The 18232-nt window shown below is 53.7% G+C and carries 17 protein-coding genes; 9 read left to right on the forward strand and 8 right to left on the reverse strand.

Going from position 1 to position 18232, the window contains the following annotated elements; genetic code table 11:
• Positions 1-120: 120 nt before the first annotated feature.
• Both GP473_RS01545 and GP473_RS01550 read right to left on the reverse strand, forming a co-directional pair.
• Positions 121-1620 carry a lipase family protein gene (locus tag GP473_RS01545; protein ID WP_246394836.1) on the reverse strand — a complete coding sequence of 500 codons (1500 nt, stop codon included), beginning with the start codon at positions 1618-1620 and terminating at the stop codon, positions 121-123.
• A gap of 156 nt (positions 1621-1776) precedes the next feature.
• Positions 1777-2802 (reverse strand): A/G-specific adenine glycosylase, encoded by a 1026-nt coding sequence (locus GP473_RS01550; RefSeq protein ID WP_185769460.1) that lies wholly within the window; start codon positions 2800-2802, stop codon positions 1777-1779.
• A gap of 107 nt (positions 2803-2909) precedes the next feature.
• On the opposite strand from GP473_RS01550, the gene GP473_RS01555 reads away from it, so the two are divergent.
• Together GP473_RS01555 and GP473_RS01560 are read left to right on the forward strand one after the other, a co-directional pair.
• Positions 2910-3614 carry a carbonic anhydrase gene (locus tag GP473_RS01555; protein ID WP_185769459.1) on the forward strand — a complete coding sequence of 235 codons (705 nt, stop codon included), beginning with the start codon at positions 2910-2912 and terminating at the stop codon, positions 3612-3614.
• Positions 3615-3665: 51 nt separating this feature from the next.
• Positions 3666-4352: a hypothetical protein gene (locus GP473_RS01560; protein WP_185769458.1), complete on the forward strand. Its 687-nt coding sequence runs from the start codon at positions 3666-3668 to the stop codon at positions 4350-4352.
• A 259-nt stretch (positions 4353-4611) separates the two neighbouring features.
• On the opposite strand, the gene GP473_RS01565 is transcribed toward GP473_RS01560, so the two are convergent.
• Positions 4612-5238, reverse strand: coding sequence for a hypothetical protein (locus GP473_RS01565; protein ID WP_185769457.1), 627 nt, complete (start codon positions 5236-5238; stop codon positions 4612-4614).
• A gap of 325 nt (positions 5239-5563) precedes the next feature.
• Between GP473_RS01565 and GP473_RS01570 the strand changes: the two genes are divergently transcribed.
• The 5 genes from GP473_RS01570 (at position 5564) to GP473_RS01590 (ending at position 9793) form a co-directional block, all read left to right on the forward strand.
• On the forward strand, positions 5564-6154 hold the full coding sequence (locus tag GP473_RS01570) for a CarD family transcriptional regulator (RefSeq protein ID WP_185769456.1): 591 nt from the start codon (positions 5564-5566) through the stop codon (positions 6152-6154).
• Positions 6155-6185: 31 nt separating this feature from the next.
• Positions 6186-7028: an IspD/TarI family cytidylyltransferase gene (locus GP473_RS01575; RefSeq protein WP_185769455.1), complete on the forward strand. Its 843-nt coding sequence runs from the start codon at positions 6186-6188 to the stop codon at positions 7026-7028.
• Between the two features lie 95 nt (positions 7029-7123).
• The gene (ispF, locus tag GP473_RS01580) at positions 7124-7621 is read left to right on the forward strand and encodes a 2-C-methyl-D-erythritol 2,4-cyclodiphosphate synthase (protein WP_185769454.1); all 498 of its coding nucleotides are present in this window, start codon (positions 7124-7126) and stop codon (positions 7619-7621) included.
• Positions 7622-7875: 254 nt separating this feature from the next.
• Positions 7876-8622 carry an ATP-binding cassette domain-containing protein gene (locus tag GP473_RS01585; protein ID WP_185769453.1) on the forward strand — a complete coding sequence of 249 codons (747 nt, stop codon included), beginning with the start codon at positions 7876-7878 and terminating at the stop codon, positions 8620-8622.
• Complete coding sequence (locus tag GP473_RS01590; protein ID WP_186277031.1) at positions 8615-9793, forward strand: ABC transporter permease; 1179 nt, start codon at positions 8615-8617, stop codon at positions 9791-9793. The genes GP473_RS01585 and GP473_RS01590 overlap by 8 nt, the downstream gene beginning before the upstream one ends.
• 763 nt (positions 9794-10556) lie before the next feature.
• Here the strand turns inward: GP473_RS01590 and GP473_RS01595 are convergent.
• Positions 10557-11354: a fumarylacetoacetate hydrolase family protein gene (locus GP473_RS01595; RefSeq protein WP_186277032.1), complete on the reverse strand. Its 798-nt coding sequence runs from the start codon at positions 11352-11354 to the stop codon at positions 10557-10559.
• Between the two features lie 27 nt (positions 11355-11381).
• On the opposite strand from GP473_RS01595, the gene cysS reads away from it, so the two are divergent.
• Positions 11382-12896, forward strand: a complete 1515-nt coding sequence (cysS, locus tag GP473_RS01600; protein WP_185769450.1) for a cysteine--tRNA ligase — start codon at positions 11382-11384, stop codon at positions 12894-12896.
• Here cysS and GP473_RS01605 read toward each other — a convergent pair.
• The gene (locus GP473_RS01605; protein WP_185769449.1) at positions 12865-13728 is read right to left on the reverse strand and encodes a queuosine precursor transporter; all 864 of its coding nucleotides are present in this window, start codon (positions 13726-13728) and stop codon (positions 12865-12867) included. The genes cysS and GP473_RS01605 overlap by 32 nt on opposite strands.
• 204 nt (positions 13729-13932) lie before the next feature.
• Here GP473_RS01605 and rlmB point away from each other — a divergent pair, with 204 nt between their 5' ends.
• Positions 13933-14907 (forward strand): 23S rRNA (guanosine(2251)-2'-O)-methyltransferase RlmB, encoded by a 975-nt coding sequence (gene rlmB, locus GP473_RS01610; RefSeq protein ID WP_185769448.1) that lies wholly within the window; start codon positions 13933-13935, stop codon positions 14905-14907.
• A gap of 274 nt (positions 14908-15181) precedes the next feature.
• Here rlmB and GP473_RS01620 read toward each other — a convergent pair whose 3' ends face one another.
• The 3 genes from GP473_RS01620 to GP473_RS01630 form a co-directional block, all read right to left on the reverse strand.
• Entirely contained in the window at positions 15182-16123 is a 942-nt protein-coding gene (locus GP473_RS01620; RefSeq protein ID WP_185769446.1) for a metal ABC transporter permease, read from the reverse strand.
• Positions 16120-16821, reverse strand: a complete 702-nt coding sequence (locus GP473_RS01625; RefSeq protein ID WP_185769445.1) for a metal ABC transporter ATP-binding protein — start codon at positions 16819-16821, stop codon at positions 16120-16122. The genes GP473_RS01620 and GP473_RS01625 overlap by 4 nt, the downstream gene beginning before the upstream one ends.
• Before the next feature lie 141 nt (positions 16822-16962).
• Entirely contained in the window at positions 16963-17997 is a 1035-nt protein-coding gene (locus GP473_RS01630; RefSeq protein ID WP_186277033.1) for a metal ABC transporter solute-binding protein, Zn/Mn family, read from the reverse strand.
• Between the last annotated feature and the right edge of the window lie 235 nt (positions 17998-18232).

An 18232-nucleotide genomic window follows, 5' to 3' on the forward strand; every position in this document is an offset into this window, starting at 1 on the left:
TAGTTATTGAAAAATTAACTGAAGAGATTCAGAAGGAGGGTGAGAGAGGGGGTACTGCTGGGTGTTGGTCAGTCCAGCTTGCAGTGCATTCGGTCAACAGGGAAGCGGGCTGGCAGTGAGTCAGGAAGGAATATCGCTACAGCTGGTGAGGCTGTAACCCTTGCCGTGGAAACCTGCGTCGAGCCAATCCATCGCTGGTTGTAGGCTCGCGATCATCGGAGTGCCGTGGTCAATCAAAGGTCCTAACCGTGGGAGATCGAATTCCTGGTAGTGAATTTTTGCCCCGGCTCGGCACCATTTTTGAGCCATGATGCGCCCTTGTTCGACGGGAATTGTGTCGTCATGTGTCCCGTGAGCAACAAAGACGGGAACCTGTGGAGTGAGGTTACCGATTTCCTGCCTCTGAATGGCTGCCTTGATCACTGGGTTGTTGCGCATGATCTCACCCAGGGGTTTGCCGGATTTTGTAAGGGTTCGGGAGTCCGTGTAGCCGAGCTTTAGCATTGTTTCTTCGGCGCATTGGTCTGCTGACTCCTTCAATAGGGCTTTGCCCTTGGCATTCATTTCCTTTTCAATTTCCGGGCGAATCTCTGGGTATGCCTGAAGAAGACCATTAGTGGTGTAGCCGATGGCGCCCGCCAGTGGGGCATTATCGATCGCGTTGGCAGTGGTAAAGAGATTTGCGGGTACTCCACCAGCCATTCCTGCGACGAGGTTCAACTCGGGAGCGTACTGAGGTTGGAGTTCGAGTGCTGCAGCGGAAGCGCCACCTCCTTGCGAGTAGCCCCAGGTTGCGATGGGATTCTTCGGCGACAGCCCTTTGAGCCCCATCCTGCCGGCCGCACGAGCCATGTCGAGCGTAGCGCGCCCTTGCTCTACACGGTTCATGTAGGTGTGCTGAATGGCGGGATTTCCTAATCCCGGAAGATCGGTGAGTGCTACATGCCAGCCGCGGTTCAGTGCCGTAGAAATGGTGATGCCCTCTGATCCGAGGCCTTGATCCATTTTCTTGCCCGGTGCGCAGGAGTCGCCGGCACCTTGGGTTCCTGGCGCGATTGCTAGGAGTGGTCGTTTCCCAGGCCCGTTCCATTTCACTGGTGATCTGAGAACGGTGCCTGTCACCGGGATGGTGTGGCCGGAGACGTTAGTGGAGACATAAGCAACGCGAGTAGCAAGGGACTTCTTCCAACCGGGAACCGTGAACCCTAGTGAGAAATCTGAGGGAGCGGTTTTCAACACATCGCCTGGGTTACCTTTGGCTGTGGCGGTGAGGGAACCATAGAAGTTGTTGGGGTCGTGATCGGGACTGAGTTTCTTCAAGAGGTCGGCTGTCGCATCGCTACTGCCCATGCCCACACCATCGCGCATGAGACTGTCGGTGGAACCGAAAATCGGAGATTCTGATTCCAGTGAGCCTCCTGAACTGGTGTGAGTTGAGCCCGTGGCGGTGGCAGACATACTGGCCTGAGGCTTTACTCTCGCCCCATGAGGTGAGGTGGTGGAAGATCCTTGCGCTAGGGCAGGTGCGGTGAAACCAAAGGTGGAAATAGCGAGGCAGGAAGATAGTGCCAGGGCGATGCGTGCAGGCTGAATCCGGCGGCTAATACTACGTTTTTTCATAATAGTTATGCTATCTGTAACAAAACTATTGACGGTGAAAGAAACGGCAATTTGCTACTCGTTTTTCCTGTTTGCTACCCCTGTTTTCCTTTCGCTGCTTTCAGATTCCGTCATCGATTTTTCCTCTCCTCTCGGCTGAGAGAGGAGAGGAGTGCCTTAAAGGGGGAGATGGTATGACCTGGCGCCGTCAGACTCGGTCTTTTCGATTAAACCGTCAACGAGGAGCGAATCGAGACAGCGTGAAAGCTGGAGCTTGTCATCCCATAGAGACATAATGTCGCTCTCACCTAAAGCGGATACGGCAGTAGGAGCAGTTTCACCAGAAATTCCCCGCAGAGCCGCCAGAATTTTTCCTCGAACCTGTCGATCAGTGCCTGCGAATTTTTGTACACGTTTTTTAGCAGCCGCCTGTTGCTCCTCGTTAGGGCGGGGCTTGCCGAGCGCTAACCATCGGCAGTGCGTAGCGATCGGGCATCGTTCACAAGCAGGGTTGGTTGCTGTGCAAATGAGAGCACCTAGCTCCATGAGAGAGGCACACATGAGGTTGGCAGCATCCTTGAACTTTGGATCTCCGAGGGGTAGAGGAGGAAAGTCGGGCAGTCCGCGGTGGCGTCGCGACAGGGAGGGGTCATTATCCACATATGGCAGCAAGCGAGCTACGTCGCGAACATCACGACTGCGCGCCGGGCCTTGGAGAAATTCGCCGTCGACGACGCGGCGGTATACCCGGCGCACATTCGTATCCACCACCGGGACAGCCTGGCCAAAGGCAAAGGCAGCCACAGCGCGCGCGGTGTAGCTTCCCACCCCAGGAAGAGCTTCGAGATCAGAGATTGCAATGGGTATGTCTCCATTATGTTTTTCGACGCACACCTGCGCGCATTCCTGCAGCCGTAGTGCACGGCGGGGGTAGCCAAGATTTGCCCATTGGCGGATGACATCAGCTGGGGTGGCGGCAGCTAAATCCGTGGGCGTAGGCCAGCGTGTCATCCAGGCTTGCCACATTGGTTCCACGCGTCGAACGGGCGTTTGTTGACTCATTATTTCGCTGACCAGTACTCCATATGGGGTGGTATCCGGATGTCGCCAGAGGAGATCACGGCCGTGTACCCCAAACCAAGCGTTGAGTTCCTGGGCAAGAAAATGGGGGTCGGGGATCTGGGCAGCTGGAGTGTCAGTCATCGTGAGCTCATTGTGCCCGACGAGGCGTGGAAAGTGGGGGAAGAAGAGCTCTGCGGGGGTGAGTGTGTGTTGGCATGCGGATCATGCGCGGTTGCACAATAGAGCCCATGAGCATCACTGCAGACACCGATTCCAACCATGGTTCGTGCGACCATGGCCAGGGTGAGCCCACTCAGCTGACACCACGCCAAGCGTGGGAGGCCTTGGAAGCGGGTAACCGGCGCTTTGTGGAACATCAGGTGGATCATCCACGCCAGGACGGTGCGACCCGTGACGCATTGAATAAGGGGCAGAACCCGCACGCGGTGGTGCTGGCGTGTAGTGATTCGCGTGTGCCAGTGGAGATCGTTTTTGATCAGGGCTTGGGAGATGTGTTTGTCATCCGCACTGCGGGTGAAATCACGGATTTATCCGTGCTGGCATCCTTGGAGTTTGCAGTCGACTCCTTAGGGGTGCCGTTGGTTGTGGTACTTGGGCATGAGAAATGCGGTGCCGTTGCTGCCTCGGAACGCGCACTGAACGAAGGCGTGATGCCGAACGGATTCCAGCGTGTATTGGTGGAGAAGGTCACACCATCCCTGTTGAGTGCTCGAGCTAAAGGGCTGACGGGAATCGAGAATTTTGAGCGTAACCACGTCGCGGAGATTGCGAATCACATTGTGGATCGCTCTCCGGAGATTCGCGAGCGCATCGTGGATGGACGAGTGGCTGTGGTGGGGCTGCGGTATCGGTTGGAGGATGGCCAGGCCGAACCGTTGGTGAGCTATGGTCTGGATATCGGCGGTGAAACCATGACGGTAGATCAGCGTTAGCGCTGTGTTGTTACACCTTGCCGATCTGTTTCGCCGGTAAAATTCTGACCTGTGAGTGAGAACAATCGAAACAGGAAGTTGCCGCGCGAAGTGTATATGCGCCGTCGCATCGCTGCGGTGGTCGCTCTGATTCTGGTTGTTTTGCTTATTGCGTGGATCATCAGCGCGCTGAGTGGTGGTGATGAGAGCAATACCACGCAGTCCACAGATGCTGCTGCTACCTCTTCGACGACGCCAAATGTGACTTCTCCTAATGAGCCACCTAATTCTGGCAAGAATGCTAAGAAGTCTGAGGACAAGACAGATACCTCGGCATCGCAGACGTCCAAGAATAACGGCAAAGAGACGTGTTCTGTGGAAGACCTCCAGATCACTGCGCGTCCTGGTGCAGTGACCTTTGGGGCGGATCAGCAGCCAAATTTCTTCGCCACTGTGAAAAACCCCACGAATGCTGATTGCGTGATTGACATGGATGACAATCAGCTGAAGTTCGAGGTCTTCACGCTAAATAATTACGAGCGCGTTTGGGCTGACCTAGATTGCAACCGGCCAGATGTGACGGGTGAAGTGAAGATTGCCCCGGGGAAGTCGGTGAACTACGAGTTGGGAGCTTGGTCTAAGACCACGTCCGCCCCCAATCAGTGTGATAATCGCCAGCCTGTGGGGCCAGGTTCTTATCTCCTCTATGCGCACGTCGGCGATAACGTGTCGGAACCTGCCACCTTCAATTTGAGTTAGTGCTTGCTCTGGGCTAGTGCCTGTTGTCCGTGAATTCGGCATTATCTATTTCGTGCTTGCCGTGAATGCGGATGATCGCAGACGTGGGCAGAAAATGTGACGTGCGAAGCGTAATCCAATGCTATGCCTACTATGTAGCGAAGTGCCCAGCAAATCATCAGACATAGAGCACAACAAAAGCCGTCTGGGGTACAACCAGACGGCTTCAGTAAGACGATGCGAGCTCGTTCGGTGCCCGAGCCCTTCAGTAAAGTAAAAACTAGTGATGAGCGCCTTCGCTCGCATCTTTTTCAAACTGCTTTTGATTAATGATGCTCTGATCCTTGTCGCGGAAAGTATCGCCGGACTTTGGCTGTTCCTTAACGATAGAAACAGGGATGGTGATCTTTCCCTTATCGAAGGTGAACACGGCATCTTTAGATCCGCCAGGGAAAAAGCCCTCGGAAGAGGCCAGCTTCGGGGAGCCGTATTCATTCTTTAGGTTGGTTCCGCCTCGCTGGATTTCCTTCACAAGGTCAGGGGTATCAGTAACAATGCTGCCACCAGGCTTGATCTCAGAAAGGCCATTCAGATCTACGTTCTTACCGTCAACCTTGATGGACTCTAACTTCACAGAAGCAGCGTTATCTTCTACGTTCGAAGCGGTGAACTTCAGGTAGGCCTCGCCGTCCTTGGCGATGACTACGGAAGCGTCGCGCACAGTTACATTCTTTACCGCACCGCTGGTGCCGTTAACAGCTGGAACCTGGTTAGCGGTCTGGGAAATCTGGCCGGCGCCACAGGCGGTCAGGGCCATTGCGGAACCGGCGGCAACCAGTGCGAGTGCGCCGCGAGCGGCAATCGACTTCTGGGACTTCACGATGTGATCCTCCATCTGAGGCGTCATTAGGCTAAATCTTCTCGGACACTAGCCTAACCTTTGGCTTGCTCTTTTTCCTAGTCAAAGAACCCACAAAGAACCCAATTGTGGGGAGAAAAACAAGCTGTGCAGACCCGCCGGCATGTTCGAGGCGGCGGTGCGGTAGAATTGCTCGGTATTAACGGCATTAAGTGCGTCAATTGAGTCCACGGTTGAGTCCACGGTCGATTGAGTACATGCAGGTGTGGTGAAGGGTGTACCCGCCCCGCCGTGTGCCGGAACTAACGACGTGAACAGAACAACACAATAGACGCCGTCAATTATCAATCCGAAGGGCAGGCTTAGCACGCTGATGGAATTCAAGGTCGGAGATACTGTGGTTTACCCACACCACGGCGCCGCAGTAATCGAGGGGATTGAGCAGCGCGAATTCAAAGGCGAGACCGTAGATTACCTGGTTCTTCGCATCAACCAGGGTGATTTGTCTGTGCGCGTTCCAGCTGCCAACGCAGAAAAAGTCGGCGTACGGGACGTCGTCGGGGAAGAGGGATTGCGCAAAGTTTTTTCCGTTCTTCGGGAAACTGATGTGGAGGAAGCTGGTAACTGGTCTCGCCGTTATAAGGCGAACCAGGAACGTCTTACGTCGGGTGATGTAAATAAGGTTGCCGAAGTTGTGCGTGACCTGTGGCGTCGTGACCAAGATCGCGGTCTGTCCGCCGGTGAAAAACGCATGTTGGCGAAGGCTCGGCAAATTCTCGTGGGAGAACTTGCTTTAGCTGAAGGTGTGGATGACGAGAAGACAGACAAGCTACTTGCGGAGATGCAAGAGACGATTAAGCGCCACCGTGAGGCCGCCGAGGCAGCGCGTGCAGCTGGACAAGAAGATGAGGATAGCAAGGGGCTCATTGATCTTGACGAGGAATTGGACGGCGACGAGGTCTAGACATGCAATAGGCGCGTGACCCAATACAGTCATGATTGTTAATGCTTTGGTTGCTGCGGCTGGCAGTGGAACTCGTTTGGGGTTTGATACTCCCAAGGCCTTTGTGCAGCTCGCTGGGCGCACGTTGCTAGAGCGCTCTTTGGATGCGTTGGCTGATTCCGAGCGCATCGATCGTGCCGTTGTGCTGGTGAGCCCGGATATGCGGGAGGCTGCGGAGGGGCTGGTTGCTGACCCCATTAACCGTGCATCCTGGGCAGGAATGTCCGTGAGCGTTGCGTTAGGCGGCGGGGAGCGCATGGACTCTGTATTTGCTGGTTTGGAGGAATTGAGACGCCGAGGGGTGACTGGCTCAAGTTTGGTTGCGATACACGACGCAGCCAGGTGCCTAGTTCCACCGGCCTTGATCCGTGAGGTAGTGGATAAAGCGGCTGAAGGTGTGGAGCGTCAGGCATGGTGGGGAGCTGTGCCCGTTATGCCGGTGACAGACACTATCAAGATTGTTGATGAGGCCACCTCAGGGCCAGCTGACGGCGAGACGCTTTTGGAACAGACTCCTAACAGGGACACTCTGCGAGCTGCTCAGACGCCGCAGGTGTGTGAGCTCGATGCCCTGTATGAGGCCAACCTTGCGTATATGAGGACTACGGAAATTAGTTCCGCACACGCGTCGAGACAAGCAGGTAACCAGCCACTGCAGTTGGCCACTGATGACGCTTCTCTACTGGAAATGTCTGGTAAACGGGTGGTGGCCGTTAACGGTGATTTGATGGCAATGAAAATCACGACTCCGCTGGATTATCGCATTGCGGAGATGTTGCTGAACAGCGATAGCAAGGATGTGAATCGAGGGCTCTGTGATGGCACACCACGGTGATGTGGCGGGTCGTAGCTAGCACTAATTAATTAAAGGTCACAGGCCATCGATGGAAGAAATGGCACCAACTATTAGCTAACAACGGAAGGTAACCAATGGAGATTAAAAAGGATGGTGTGATTCCACGAGTTGGCATAGCAACAGATGCACATCAGGTTGAACCAGGCAAAGAATGTTGGATGGCCTGCCTGTTATTTGAGGACGAAGATGGTTGCGAGGGGCACAGTGACGGCGATGTGGTTGCGCATGCCGTGGTTGATGCTCTGCTTAGTGCAGCTGGATTAGGCGATTTGGGCAGTTTCGTGGGTGTCGGTCAGAAGGAATATGACAACGTATCCGGCGCCAGGTTATTGCGCGAATGTCGTGCGCTCCTAGAGTCCAAAGGTTTTGTTATTGGAAACGCGGCGGTGCAGATGGTTGGTAACCGTCCAAAAATGGGGCCGAGGCGCACCGAAGCTGAACGGGTGATGAGCGAGCTTATTGGTGCACCGGTGTCAGTGTCTGCGACAACAACTGATCATCTGGGTTTCACCGGGCGTGGAGAAGGTGTGGCAGCAGTGGCTACTGCGGTGGTGTGGCAGACTCAAGGATAAATAATTTGCGAAAAATGTTGACAACATTTCAGGCTTTGCCTAGCATTGTTGAAAATACAAACCATTCGCAAGATTAAAAAATACCAAATGCAACGACATCGTGCAGTGGTGATGACGGGCACGTCAAAGGCTCAACACGGATGACGTGGAATGATCAAAATGATGTCCTAAACATTCCTCAAGGCTCATACGCGAAATTATTGACCAGTAGGTGATGTAAAACGCTCGGTGTCCCATGAGAAATGGGTTGACTCTTGACCAAGTATTATGAATTTTCGTATCGGTATCCGCGTTCTCAGGAGGGGGTTAACGTTAGAATAGCGGGGAACTTCGGGCAGCCCACAGTGCTTCTAGGGGTCAATGGTTCCGGTAAGACGACGTTAATGAAAGTGCTCGCGGGTCAGCTGAAAACTGCGGATGGTGCTATACCCGAACTAGGGAATGTGGTGTACGTACCGCAGAAATTTGAAAGTATCCGTGGATTCAAGGTGCGCGACTACGTATCGTATGTTGCATGGCTCAATGGTGCCGGATGGAAGCAAAGCAACAAAGATGCTTCGCGGTGGATAGAATTTGTGGGTTTGACCGAGCATGAAACAAAAGATTGCGAAAAATTATCGGGAGGACAGCAGGCTCGGGTACAAATTGCAACGGCCTTGAACTCACAAGCTGACTACATCCTTTTAGACGAGCCGAGTGCGGCGCTTGACCCGCTAGCTAAAAGAGATTTGCAGAATTTATACCGGTCGATCGCTGCGTCTGGCGTGGGATTGTGGGTATCTAGCCATCAACCTCTTGAGATCGAGGCGCCGTTTGAACAAGTAGTTGTTCTAAATAGAGGTATTGTCGATTTTCAAGGATCAGTCCAAGAATTTCTGGCTATTAATAAAAACGTTCCAGATCACAAGAATGCAGTTGATTATTCTGAATACGTTAGGGCGCTGTCTGCGGCTTTTAACGGAGGATTAGAGCGGAACTCGGATGGGAGCGGGCATGAATAAAGCGGCGTCCCAGAATATCGCTATTGTATTAATCGCGTCATTCTTAGGCCTGTGGGTTATTGGCTATAGTCAACACTCGGTGAAGACGGGTTCGAATATCGTAGCCAATAATTTGGCCATATTTTACACTCTAGGGCCAGCTCTCTCCTTCATAGGGGCTAAAGAGATGTGGAGGTTCCGAAAAATCCTAGAGTCCCGGAATTCCCTCCCCCTTTTATTGAAAGTATGGATGAGATCGCTTGGGGCTCCATCCGCTGTGGCGTGCATGATGCCCATTGTATTCATGCTTTATGAGCTGTTGAGTATTGGTCATGTGGACTCGGTATCTACGGTGCTTCTGGGTGTTGCCTTTACTGTTGTGCATGCTGTGACTTGGATGGCCTTCGGGATGGCGCTTGGTCTCTACCTGCCATTTGCTATAGCTGTTGCTGCCGGTTTATTTATCCCTTTCGTTCTCACTGCCTACCCGCTGTCTTCCTCTGATGTAGCATGGCGCCAAATGTTCGGTCAGCCCTACGGTAGCTGCTGTTCAGTTTCTCAATTCATAGATCCAGTATTGTGGATTCCTTCGGCGATGGTGCTTGGTTCTATCTTTGTGTGGTCTCTTCTCTTTATATGTTCTTACCGGGGCATTAAGTTTAGGGATTGGATTATAAGAGCAAGTTCCGTGGTAGTGCTTCTACTCTTTGTAGTAACTGGATACTTCTATGGTTCTACAGGAAACTATGATTCCGCTATTTCTCGCCCGACAAGCGCTATGATTTGCGAACAAAATATTTGTTTTTGGCCAGAAACTCCAGAACAAGAGGTGAAGGCAAATAAAAACGTGTGGAATTCCTTGGGGGTGCAGGGATATCGTTTAGAAGACGCTGATCTTGAATCAAATCAAGTTATAAAATTTAGTCGTTCTTCCGATGAGCAAGTGGTAAAGAGCGACCTTATGATGGATTTGCTCCGCCACGAGCCGGCGCTGCAAAAAATTGAATCATGTTGGGCTGTGGAAACGGACGACTATTCTTTGGCTGAGTCCTTACCTCAGTTGTCATTGGAAGTGATGGAATCTATCGCTTTAGATTCCTCTGGAAAATGGCGCGGTAGAAATGGAACAAATGAAGCAATAGACCTTGAGAAAATCCTCCTTCAAGCGCAAAAAGAATGTCAGGCTGGGTAATGAGGAACTTCATAACCCAGGATTCTCCGAAATTCGTGCTCTATCTTCGCGGCCACGCTTTTTCTATTGTTAGTGTAATTCACGCAGTATGTGTAATTGGAGCTATCCTATTAGGCACCACTACTATACAGATTCCGTGGGCAGACTCATACTCTCAGGGTGTTATTCCGTTTAATTTTGCATTCGGGGTTGCCTTGGTGAGTTCTTGTGTAGTGTATTGGGATAATACATTGTCACAGCTAGAGGAAGTTACCTCTCGTCGTTGGTTGCTCTATGATTGGGCATTCCTTGGACTGTGCTTGTTGGAATGCGGGATTGTCGCTCTTTTGGGTAACCCCGGGATGTTGCAATATACGCTCTTCGCTTTTTCCGTTTTCTTCTTAGTATGCTTGATATCCCCGCTGAGGACGGCCTATTACGCAGTTCTGTTGATAACCGCACTACAGTGCGTTCTCGTGGCCGTGATTCCCACGAAATTTCTCCCCGTATTCTGGGATTTTGTGCCTATAGCTTGTGGGATGTTTTTTATAGTGGTTCTCCTGCTCTTTGCTGTGACAAGAACACATATGAAGAAGGGGATAGCGGTAGTGAACTTGTTCTCGATGTTCCTATAGTGCTCAACAGGCATCGGCGGAGGATTGTCATTAAGCAGCGGTGCTGAACCTGTACTTGAGAGCGGTGCTGAACCTGTACTTGAGAGCGATACTGAGCTTGCAACAGCCAACGGTTCGAATTTGCTCCAGATAGCGGGGTTACCTAGCCGCTAGGCAGAATCGATGCGAATCCTGTTGCAAATCTCTCCAACACCCTCAATAGCAATCTTCACTTCATCTCCATCCTCAAGATACTGCGGGGGTTGCGTTCCGTGTCCCACACCTTCCGGGGTACCCGTGACGATCACATCGCCCGCGCGTAATGGCGTAAAAATTCCGATGTAGTCGATCAACTTCCGCGGTGGAAAAACTAAGTCCCCTACCGAATGTTCCTGACGTAGTTCCCCATTAACCCATGTGCGTAACATAGCGCCTTCGGCAACAGGATCGCACTCATCCGCAGTAACCATCCAGGGACCGAAGCCGCTGGAGTGTTCCAAATTTTTTCCTTGAAGCCACTGCTGTGTCCGGTACTGCCAATCGCGTTGCGATAGGTCATTCATTACCGCATATCCTGCGATCTCACCACCGTGTCCAATCACCACCGCTAGCTCCCCTTCGTAATCAAGAGCGTGACTCATTGCCTCGTCCACCGTGATCTCATCGAATGGTCCAGTGATAGACGACGCAAACTTGCCAAACAACGTTGGGTGGTCGGGCACCGGATGTCCCATTTCTAGAATGTGTTCACGGTAATTCAATCCCACACAAAAGATTCTCTCTGGGTGAGGGACCACCGGTGCCAACTGCTGCGCAGTAAACTCAATTTTTTGAGCATTTCCCAGGTCAGCTGGGTTGGCGTCGAATAAAGAGGAAACAACAGCACCGACCCCACGGCCCGACTCGAAGTGCTCCACAGCGACATGAACAAGTTCATTCGCACTAACACGGACGGTAGCGATTTTCATGGCGCCTCCTGACCTACAATGAAGAACGTGACTCTGCGAATTTACGATACAGCTACCCGCCAACTCCGCGATTTCACACCATTGCGCGAAGGACACGCCAGTATTTATCTCTGCGGTGCCACTGTCCAATCCATCCCGCATATTGGGCACGTGCGTTCCGGTGTGGCATTCGACATTCTTCGTAACTGGCTGGAGGCTAAAGGCCTTGACGTGGCGTTTGTTCGCAATGTCACTGATATCGATGACAAAATCCTCACAAAGGCTAAAGAAAATGGTCGCCCCTGGTGGGAATGGGCCGCCACTCACGAACGCGCTTTCGCCTGGGCCTATGACACATTGGGGGTAACTCCACCATCCATTGAGCCACGTGCGACGGGGCACATACCGCAGATGATCGAATACATGCAGCGCATTATCGACAATGGCCACGGCTACGCGGCCGAAGGTAATGTGTATGCTTCACCGGCCACCATCGAAAACTACGGCTTCTTATCCGGACAGAAGCTTGAGGAGATGGACCAGGGAGAATCCGCTGGTAAGGGTAAGCGAGATCCCCGCGATTTCACTATGTGGAAAGCCGCCAAACCGGGCGAACCAGCATGGGATACACCGTGGGGCCGAGGCCGTCCAGGGTGGCACATCGAATGCTCCGCGATGGCCACCACATACCTTGGAGGCGAGTTCGATATCCACTGTGGAGGATTGGACTTGCAATTCCCTCACCATGAAAACGAGGCTGCCCAAGCCTGCGCGGCAGGTGATGGCTTTGCCCGCTACTGGATGCACAATGGCTGGGTAACCATGAGTGGTGAAAAGATGTCCAAGTCACTGGGCAACGTGTTGAGTATTCCCAATGTGCTGAAATTGGTGCGTCCAGTCGAACTGCGATATTACCTGGGTAGCGCGCACTATCGCTCGATGCTGGAGTATTCCGAGAGTGCGCTCGCAGAAGCCGCCGCCGGGTATAGGCGCCTAGAGAAATTCGTGGTGCGAGCCGCTAGTGCCGCGAAGGCATCAGCAGCCAGCACAGCAGCCACTACAGCACTGGCGGCAGATGCGCCGGACAGTGCTTCAGCGGATATTCACCCCCTGGCAGCAGCTTTGCCCGTAGGTACCGTCCCGGAAGTATTTGCGGAAAAACTTGACGATGATCTGGCAGTACCTCAGGCTCTGGCCATTATTCACGAGACCATTCGTGCCGGTAACAAGATTCTTGATAAGGCAGAAGCCGGAGATCGATCTGCACAAGCAGAGGTGATCGAACTGGCCGGCCGCGTCCGCGCTATGGCTGCAGTATTAGGTGTTGATCCTCTGTCAGCTACGTGGTTAGAGTCATCTTTGGCTTCACTCGGCGGTTCCGACGCAGCAATGGGGGCTCTCGACATCCTCGTGAAAGCCGAGTTGGAGCGCCGGGCAGAGGCTCGCGCTGAGAAGAACTGGGCGGTAGCCGATGAAGTCCGAGACCGACTCAAGGCTGCCGGTATCGAGGTGACGGATACCGCCGAGGGGGCTAAGTGGTCGTTGAAGGACGAGCGGGCATAACCGACGGCTGTTCATAATAGCCCTCGTTCTTCTTGACCCATGCGATCACGGCATAGGTGATTGGCATGACGCAGAATTCCACGAAGGTTTTCCAGAAGAAGCCAACAACGACGTAGTTAATGAATGCGCCCCAGCTGTCGATCCCGATTGCCGTCGCAGCGATGGAACAGAAGATGAGTGTGTCGACAAATTCGCCGACAATGGTCGAACCCATGAGACGTGCCCATAGAGCTTTTTCACCGGTGTGCTTCTTGATGACATTCAGCGACCATGCGTTCAGCAATTGGCCGAAGATATATCCCGCCAACCCAGCTAGAACTAGTTGAGGCACAGTGCCCAGGACGGTTTCGAACGCCGCTTGGTTGTCATAGAACTCAGCCGGAGGCAGCTTAATGGCGATGAAGAAGCAGAGCATTGCTAGTGCCAGTATGGCGAAACCAGCCCATACAGCATTGCGCGTCGCCTTATAGCCGTAGCATTCGGATAGTACGTCACCGATCACGTAGGACAGGGGGAAGAGGAAGAACGCGCCGTCAGTAACCAGCGGGCCGATTGCTACACCCTTAGTAGCAGTGATGTTGGAGACGATGAGTACGCCGATGAACACGGCGACAAAAATCGGATAGAGCGTACGCGGAACGTGAATATGCCGCGGGGTGCTATCGGTGGGTTGAGCAGCTGCACCTGTGGCATTAGAAACTGTGGAGTTCTTGGCTGCGTTGTTGGGAGCTGCAGCGGATGATTCTGTGTGTGCGGGCGCGTGCGAAGCGTGTGCAGCTGCCGCTTCGGCGTTGCCCGGCCCAGACAGGGGCAGGTTTTTTCCAGTAGTCATGCGAGAAATACTACCGGTGCGCGTCGTCTGGCCTGAATACCGCCTATCCGTGCAGCCCATGGGTATACCTGGGGCTCGGTTAGTCAGTGCCCGATTGCTCTAGGCGATGAGCTTTACGTGGCGCGGTGCATGCAAGGCACCGGGGTGGAATATAAACAGACGCGGTATATAAACTTGGGCGAGTTCGAAATACTAGGGAGAATAATGGCCGGTAATTCACAGCGCAGGGGCGCTATCCGTAAGACCAATAAGAAGGGCTCTGTGAAGGGGTCCGGTGGTCAGCGCCGCAAGGGCCTTGCGGGAAAGAAAGCGACTCCGAAGGCTGAAGATCGCACTTATCACGCAGCGTATAAACGCAAGAGGCAGCAGCAGCGGCGTGCGTCGGGCGCACACGATAACCGCGCCGCAGCCCGGAAGCAGCATGGGGTTGGGGATCAGGCTGAACTTGTGGTTGGACGTAACCCAGTGATTGAGTGTTTACATGCCCGAGTCCCGGCGACGGCATTGTTCGTTTCTGAAGGCGCCAAGGGGGATGAGCGTCTTTCAGAAGCTGTTCATACATGTGCGGATCGCGGTATTGCGGTGATGGAGGTATCCAAACAAGAACTGGACCGCATGATAGGCAATGGTATGCACCAGGGGATTGGTTTGCAGGTATCGCCTTATCAGTACCGCGAGGTTGAGGATGTTATCGAGCGCGCGAGTGCTTCTGATCAACCCGGTTTGATCGTGGCGTTGGATAACATCACTGACCCTCGTAATCTGGGTGCCGTGATCCGCTCCGTTGCGGCATTTGGTGGGCACGGCGTGGTTATTCCCGAGCGACGTAGCGCTTCCGTCACTGCGGTTGCCTGGCGTACTTCCGCCGGTACTGCAGCTCGGCTGCCTGTAGCGAAGGCTACGAATATGGTTCGAGCTTTGAAACAGTTCCAGCACGCCGGCTACCAGGTGATTGGTTTGGATGCTGGAGGAGAGCACACGTTGGATACTTATGACGGCACTACTCCGGTAGTCATCGTCGTTGGCTCAGAAGGCAAAGGCCTCTCTCGCTTGGTGAGGGAGACATGCGACAGCATTGTGTCCATCCCGATGGCGGGCAAGGTTGAGTCTCTGAACGCCTCTGTTGCTGCGGGGGTTGTGCTTTCTGAGTTTGCCCGCCAGCGTCGCACCGAAAGATAAGGAGCCACGCGGCAGTTGTTCAACGAGGCATGCTGCAACTATTCGTTGAACTGCGCGCTAGTCACTCGACGCTGCATCCCGTAGACACTCGGGGTGGCATGCCGTAGTTGCTCGACGCTGCGCCACCATAGGCACTCGGGGCGGCATGCCGTAGTCGCTCGGTGCGCCATGCCGTGGTACCTCGACGCAGCACCGTGGGACTTAGCGGTGGAATAACCAGGCCTTGGCAGTTCCAGACCACCATTAGATCCCTTCGGTGACGTCGCCGGACTCTCTAGGGGACGATAGGGTTCTGATGATGGTGCCCGGTCGAATTATCATTGGGGTCTAGCGTGGAGGTAGATTTCGCATATTCCCGGGCGCGTACTTCGTCGGCATTCATGCGTCGGGAACGAAGATAAGCCAGGCCACGACAGATGAGATAGATCAGAAACGAGATAGTGGTCACAAACACAGAAACCGGCAGGCCGGGGGCAAGGGAAAGCACTAAGCCTCCCACAGCAGAAATCACGGAAAAAAGACCGGATAGTACCACAGCCACCATCGGATTAGCGGTGACCTTCACCGCAGCAGCCCCTGGAGTGATCAACAGCGCAATCAGCAGCAACGCGCCGACGATCTGCACACCTTGGCTAGCAACCACACCTATGAGCACCGCAAAAACAACTGCAAGAGCTTTTACCTTAACCCCCGACGCCGCAGCGACCACCGGATCAACCGTAGCGAAAAGCATTGGGCGCCATAACAGGGCCATGATCACAACCACAGCAACTGCGAGTATGAGCAGCACCCCCAAGCTAGCCGTGGACACGCCCACAATCTGGCCGGTCAGCAAACTAAAAGCTGCTGAAGAACGCCCCGGATACAGATAAATAAACAGCACCGACAGTCCCATGCCGAAGCTGAGGACGACAGCGACAATACTGTCCTGCTCACGAGCCCCCAACAGAGTTAATACAACGGAGGCTATCACTGCCCCAAGTAATGCTCCCCAGGTGACCCCAAAGCCAAACAAGAGAGCGGCGGCAGCACCCATGAGCGCTAATTCTCCGGTGGAATGCGCGGCGAAGCTCATGTTGCGCATCACGATGAGCGGTGCCATAGCTCCAGAGACGATACCCAGGAGGAGAGCAGCGAGGATCGCATTCTGAACGAAGTCTACGTTGAGCAGAGTTACGGTGTCTGCGAGCCAATTACCGGTGTGGAAATCACTCATACGACGACCAACCTTCCATCGACATTCAACACTTTTACGTCTGTGCGGTATAGCTCGGAGAGCGTTTCGGAAGTCATCACTTCATCTACAGTGCCGATGACATGACCATGTGGCGTGATGTAGAGAACTCGATCGGTGACCTCCAAGATTGGGTTGATGCCGTGCGTGACGAATACAACCGCAGTGTTGTGCTCACGACGCCGCGAGTCGAGAAGCTCCACTGTGCGTTTCTGTGCGCGAAGATCCATGGAAAGCAGAGGCTCATCGCACAACAAAAGCTTCGGGTTGTTGGCGAGTGCTTGTGCTTGGCGGATGAGTTGTTGCTGACCACCGGAGAGCTCGCCGACGCGAAGATCCGCCAGTCCTGTTGCCCCTACTTCCGCTAGGGCATCTAATACTTGAGATTTTTTGGGTCGGCGATTGGTGAATACGCCATTGGCCACCGCGAGACCCACCAGATCTTTCGCGCGTAGAGGGGTGTTTGGATCGAACATGCGCTGCTGGGGGATGTAGCCGATGGGGCCGTCGACGCTAACGGTGCCGGATGATAGGCGCCGAGTACCGAGAGCGACGTTGAGCAGCGTGGACTTGCCCACGCCGTTGGAACCGAGAACAGCCAGAAACTCACCAGGCGCGACCTCAAGGTTGAGATCGCGCCAGAGTGGTTCCACAGCAGCGTTGTGGAATTGAAGGGGCATGTTAGTGATGTTGGTATCTGTCTGTGTATTATGTGCCGGGTCCTGCTCGGAGGGGCATTTTGTCCCCGGGTCCTGCTCGGAGGAAGCCGATGTTTAGGGGGCGAGCAAGTGTGCTCTTTGTGCACCCGGCACGCGAATGGACTACTTGGTTGCGTCTTCCAAAGAGGAGAGGAAAGCGTCCACGTAGTCGAAGTAGGACTGGTTAGGCTCAGGAGTTTCGTTGATGTTGACTACGCTGACATTCTTTTCCTTCGCAGCAGAGATGAGCTCCTGAGAAGCAGGTGACTGGGACTGCTGGTTAGTGATCACCACGTTGACACCGCCATCTTTGATGACTTTCTGAGCTGCAGCGATATCGGCAGCAGATGGTTCGGATTCGGAGGCGATGGACTTCGCAAAACCAGATGGGGTGACATCATGGAAAGCGGAGTGCGCGATCAAGTGGTAAGCGACTGGCTCCGTGAGGATGTAATCAGCCTGCTTGAGCTTCTGTACACGCTTCTCCAACTCGTCGGTTTTCTGCTCTACAGGCTTAGCAGAATCTTCAGGGATGCTGTTGTCCATCTCATGAAGTTTCTTAGCCAGGTGCTCTGCGAACTCGTCTACCTTCTCTAGATCCATCCAAACATGAGGATCGTTTACGAAGGCTGCGCCGTGGTTGTGACCGCTGTGGTCGTGGCCGTGGGCGTGGGCGTCTTCGCCTTCGGCACCGTGGTCGTGATCGTGGGCGTCTTCACCTTCGGCACCGTGGTCGTGGCCGTGGGCGTCTTCACCTTCGGCACCGTGGTCGTGATCACCATGGTGGTGGTGATGCGCTTCCGCGAGAGGCGCAGCAGTGATCAACTCAGTTCCGTCTTTAACGTGGTCGGTCAACCAGTTGTCGTATCCGCCACCATTGCCGACGACAATATCTGCGTCGTCCAATTCGGCGAGATCCTTAGCAGTTGCCTCGTATTCATGCGGATCGTCATCGGTGGAGCTAAGAATGCTCACAACCTTAACTTTGTCGGAATCACCAGCAACAGTCTTTGCAATGTCGCCCCAAATGGAGGTTGATGCGACGATCTTGATGGTGCCGTTATCAGCGGCTGGGTCTTTGGAACCACCGTCTGCACAGGCTGTCACACCCATGGTCAACGTGGCAATACCTAGGAGGGAGGCAAGCTTCTTTTTCATGACGACAAAGTTATTGTTCTTGATAACGGTTGTCAATGTAAAACAAGTAATCAGTGATGACGGGCGCTGGAGCCGTACCTCCCCGCTTAGTAGATCATGCAATTGTCCCTGCCATAGTGGGTCAGTTAGCTTCTATCTCGCCCTTCTGGGTTGGTCAGCTTCTATCTCGCCCTTCTGGGTTGGTCAGCTTCTATCTCGCCCTTCTGGGTTGGTCAGCTTCTATCTCGCCCTTCTG

Source organism: Corynebacterium anserum (assembly GCF_014262665.1).
In the GTDB taxonomy this organism is placed as follows: Bacteria; Actinomycetota; Actinomycetes; order Mycobacteriales; family Mycobacteriaceae; genus Corynebacterium; species Corynebacterium anserum.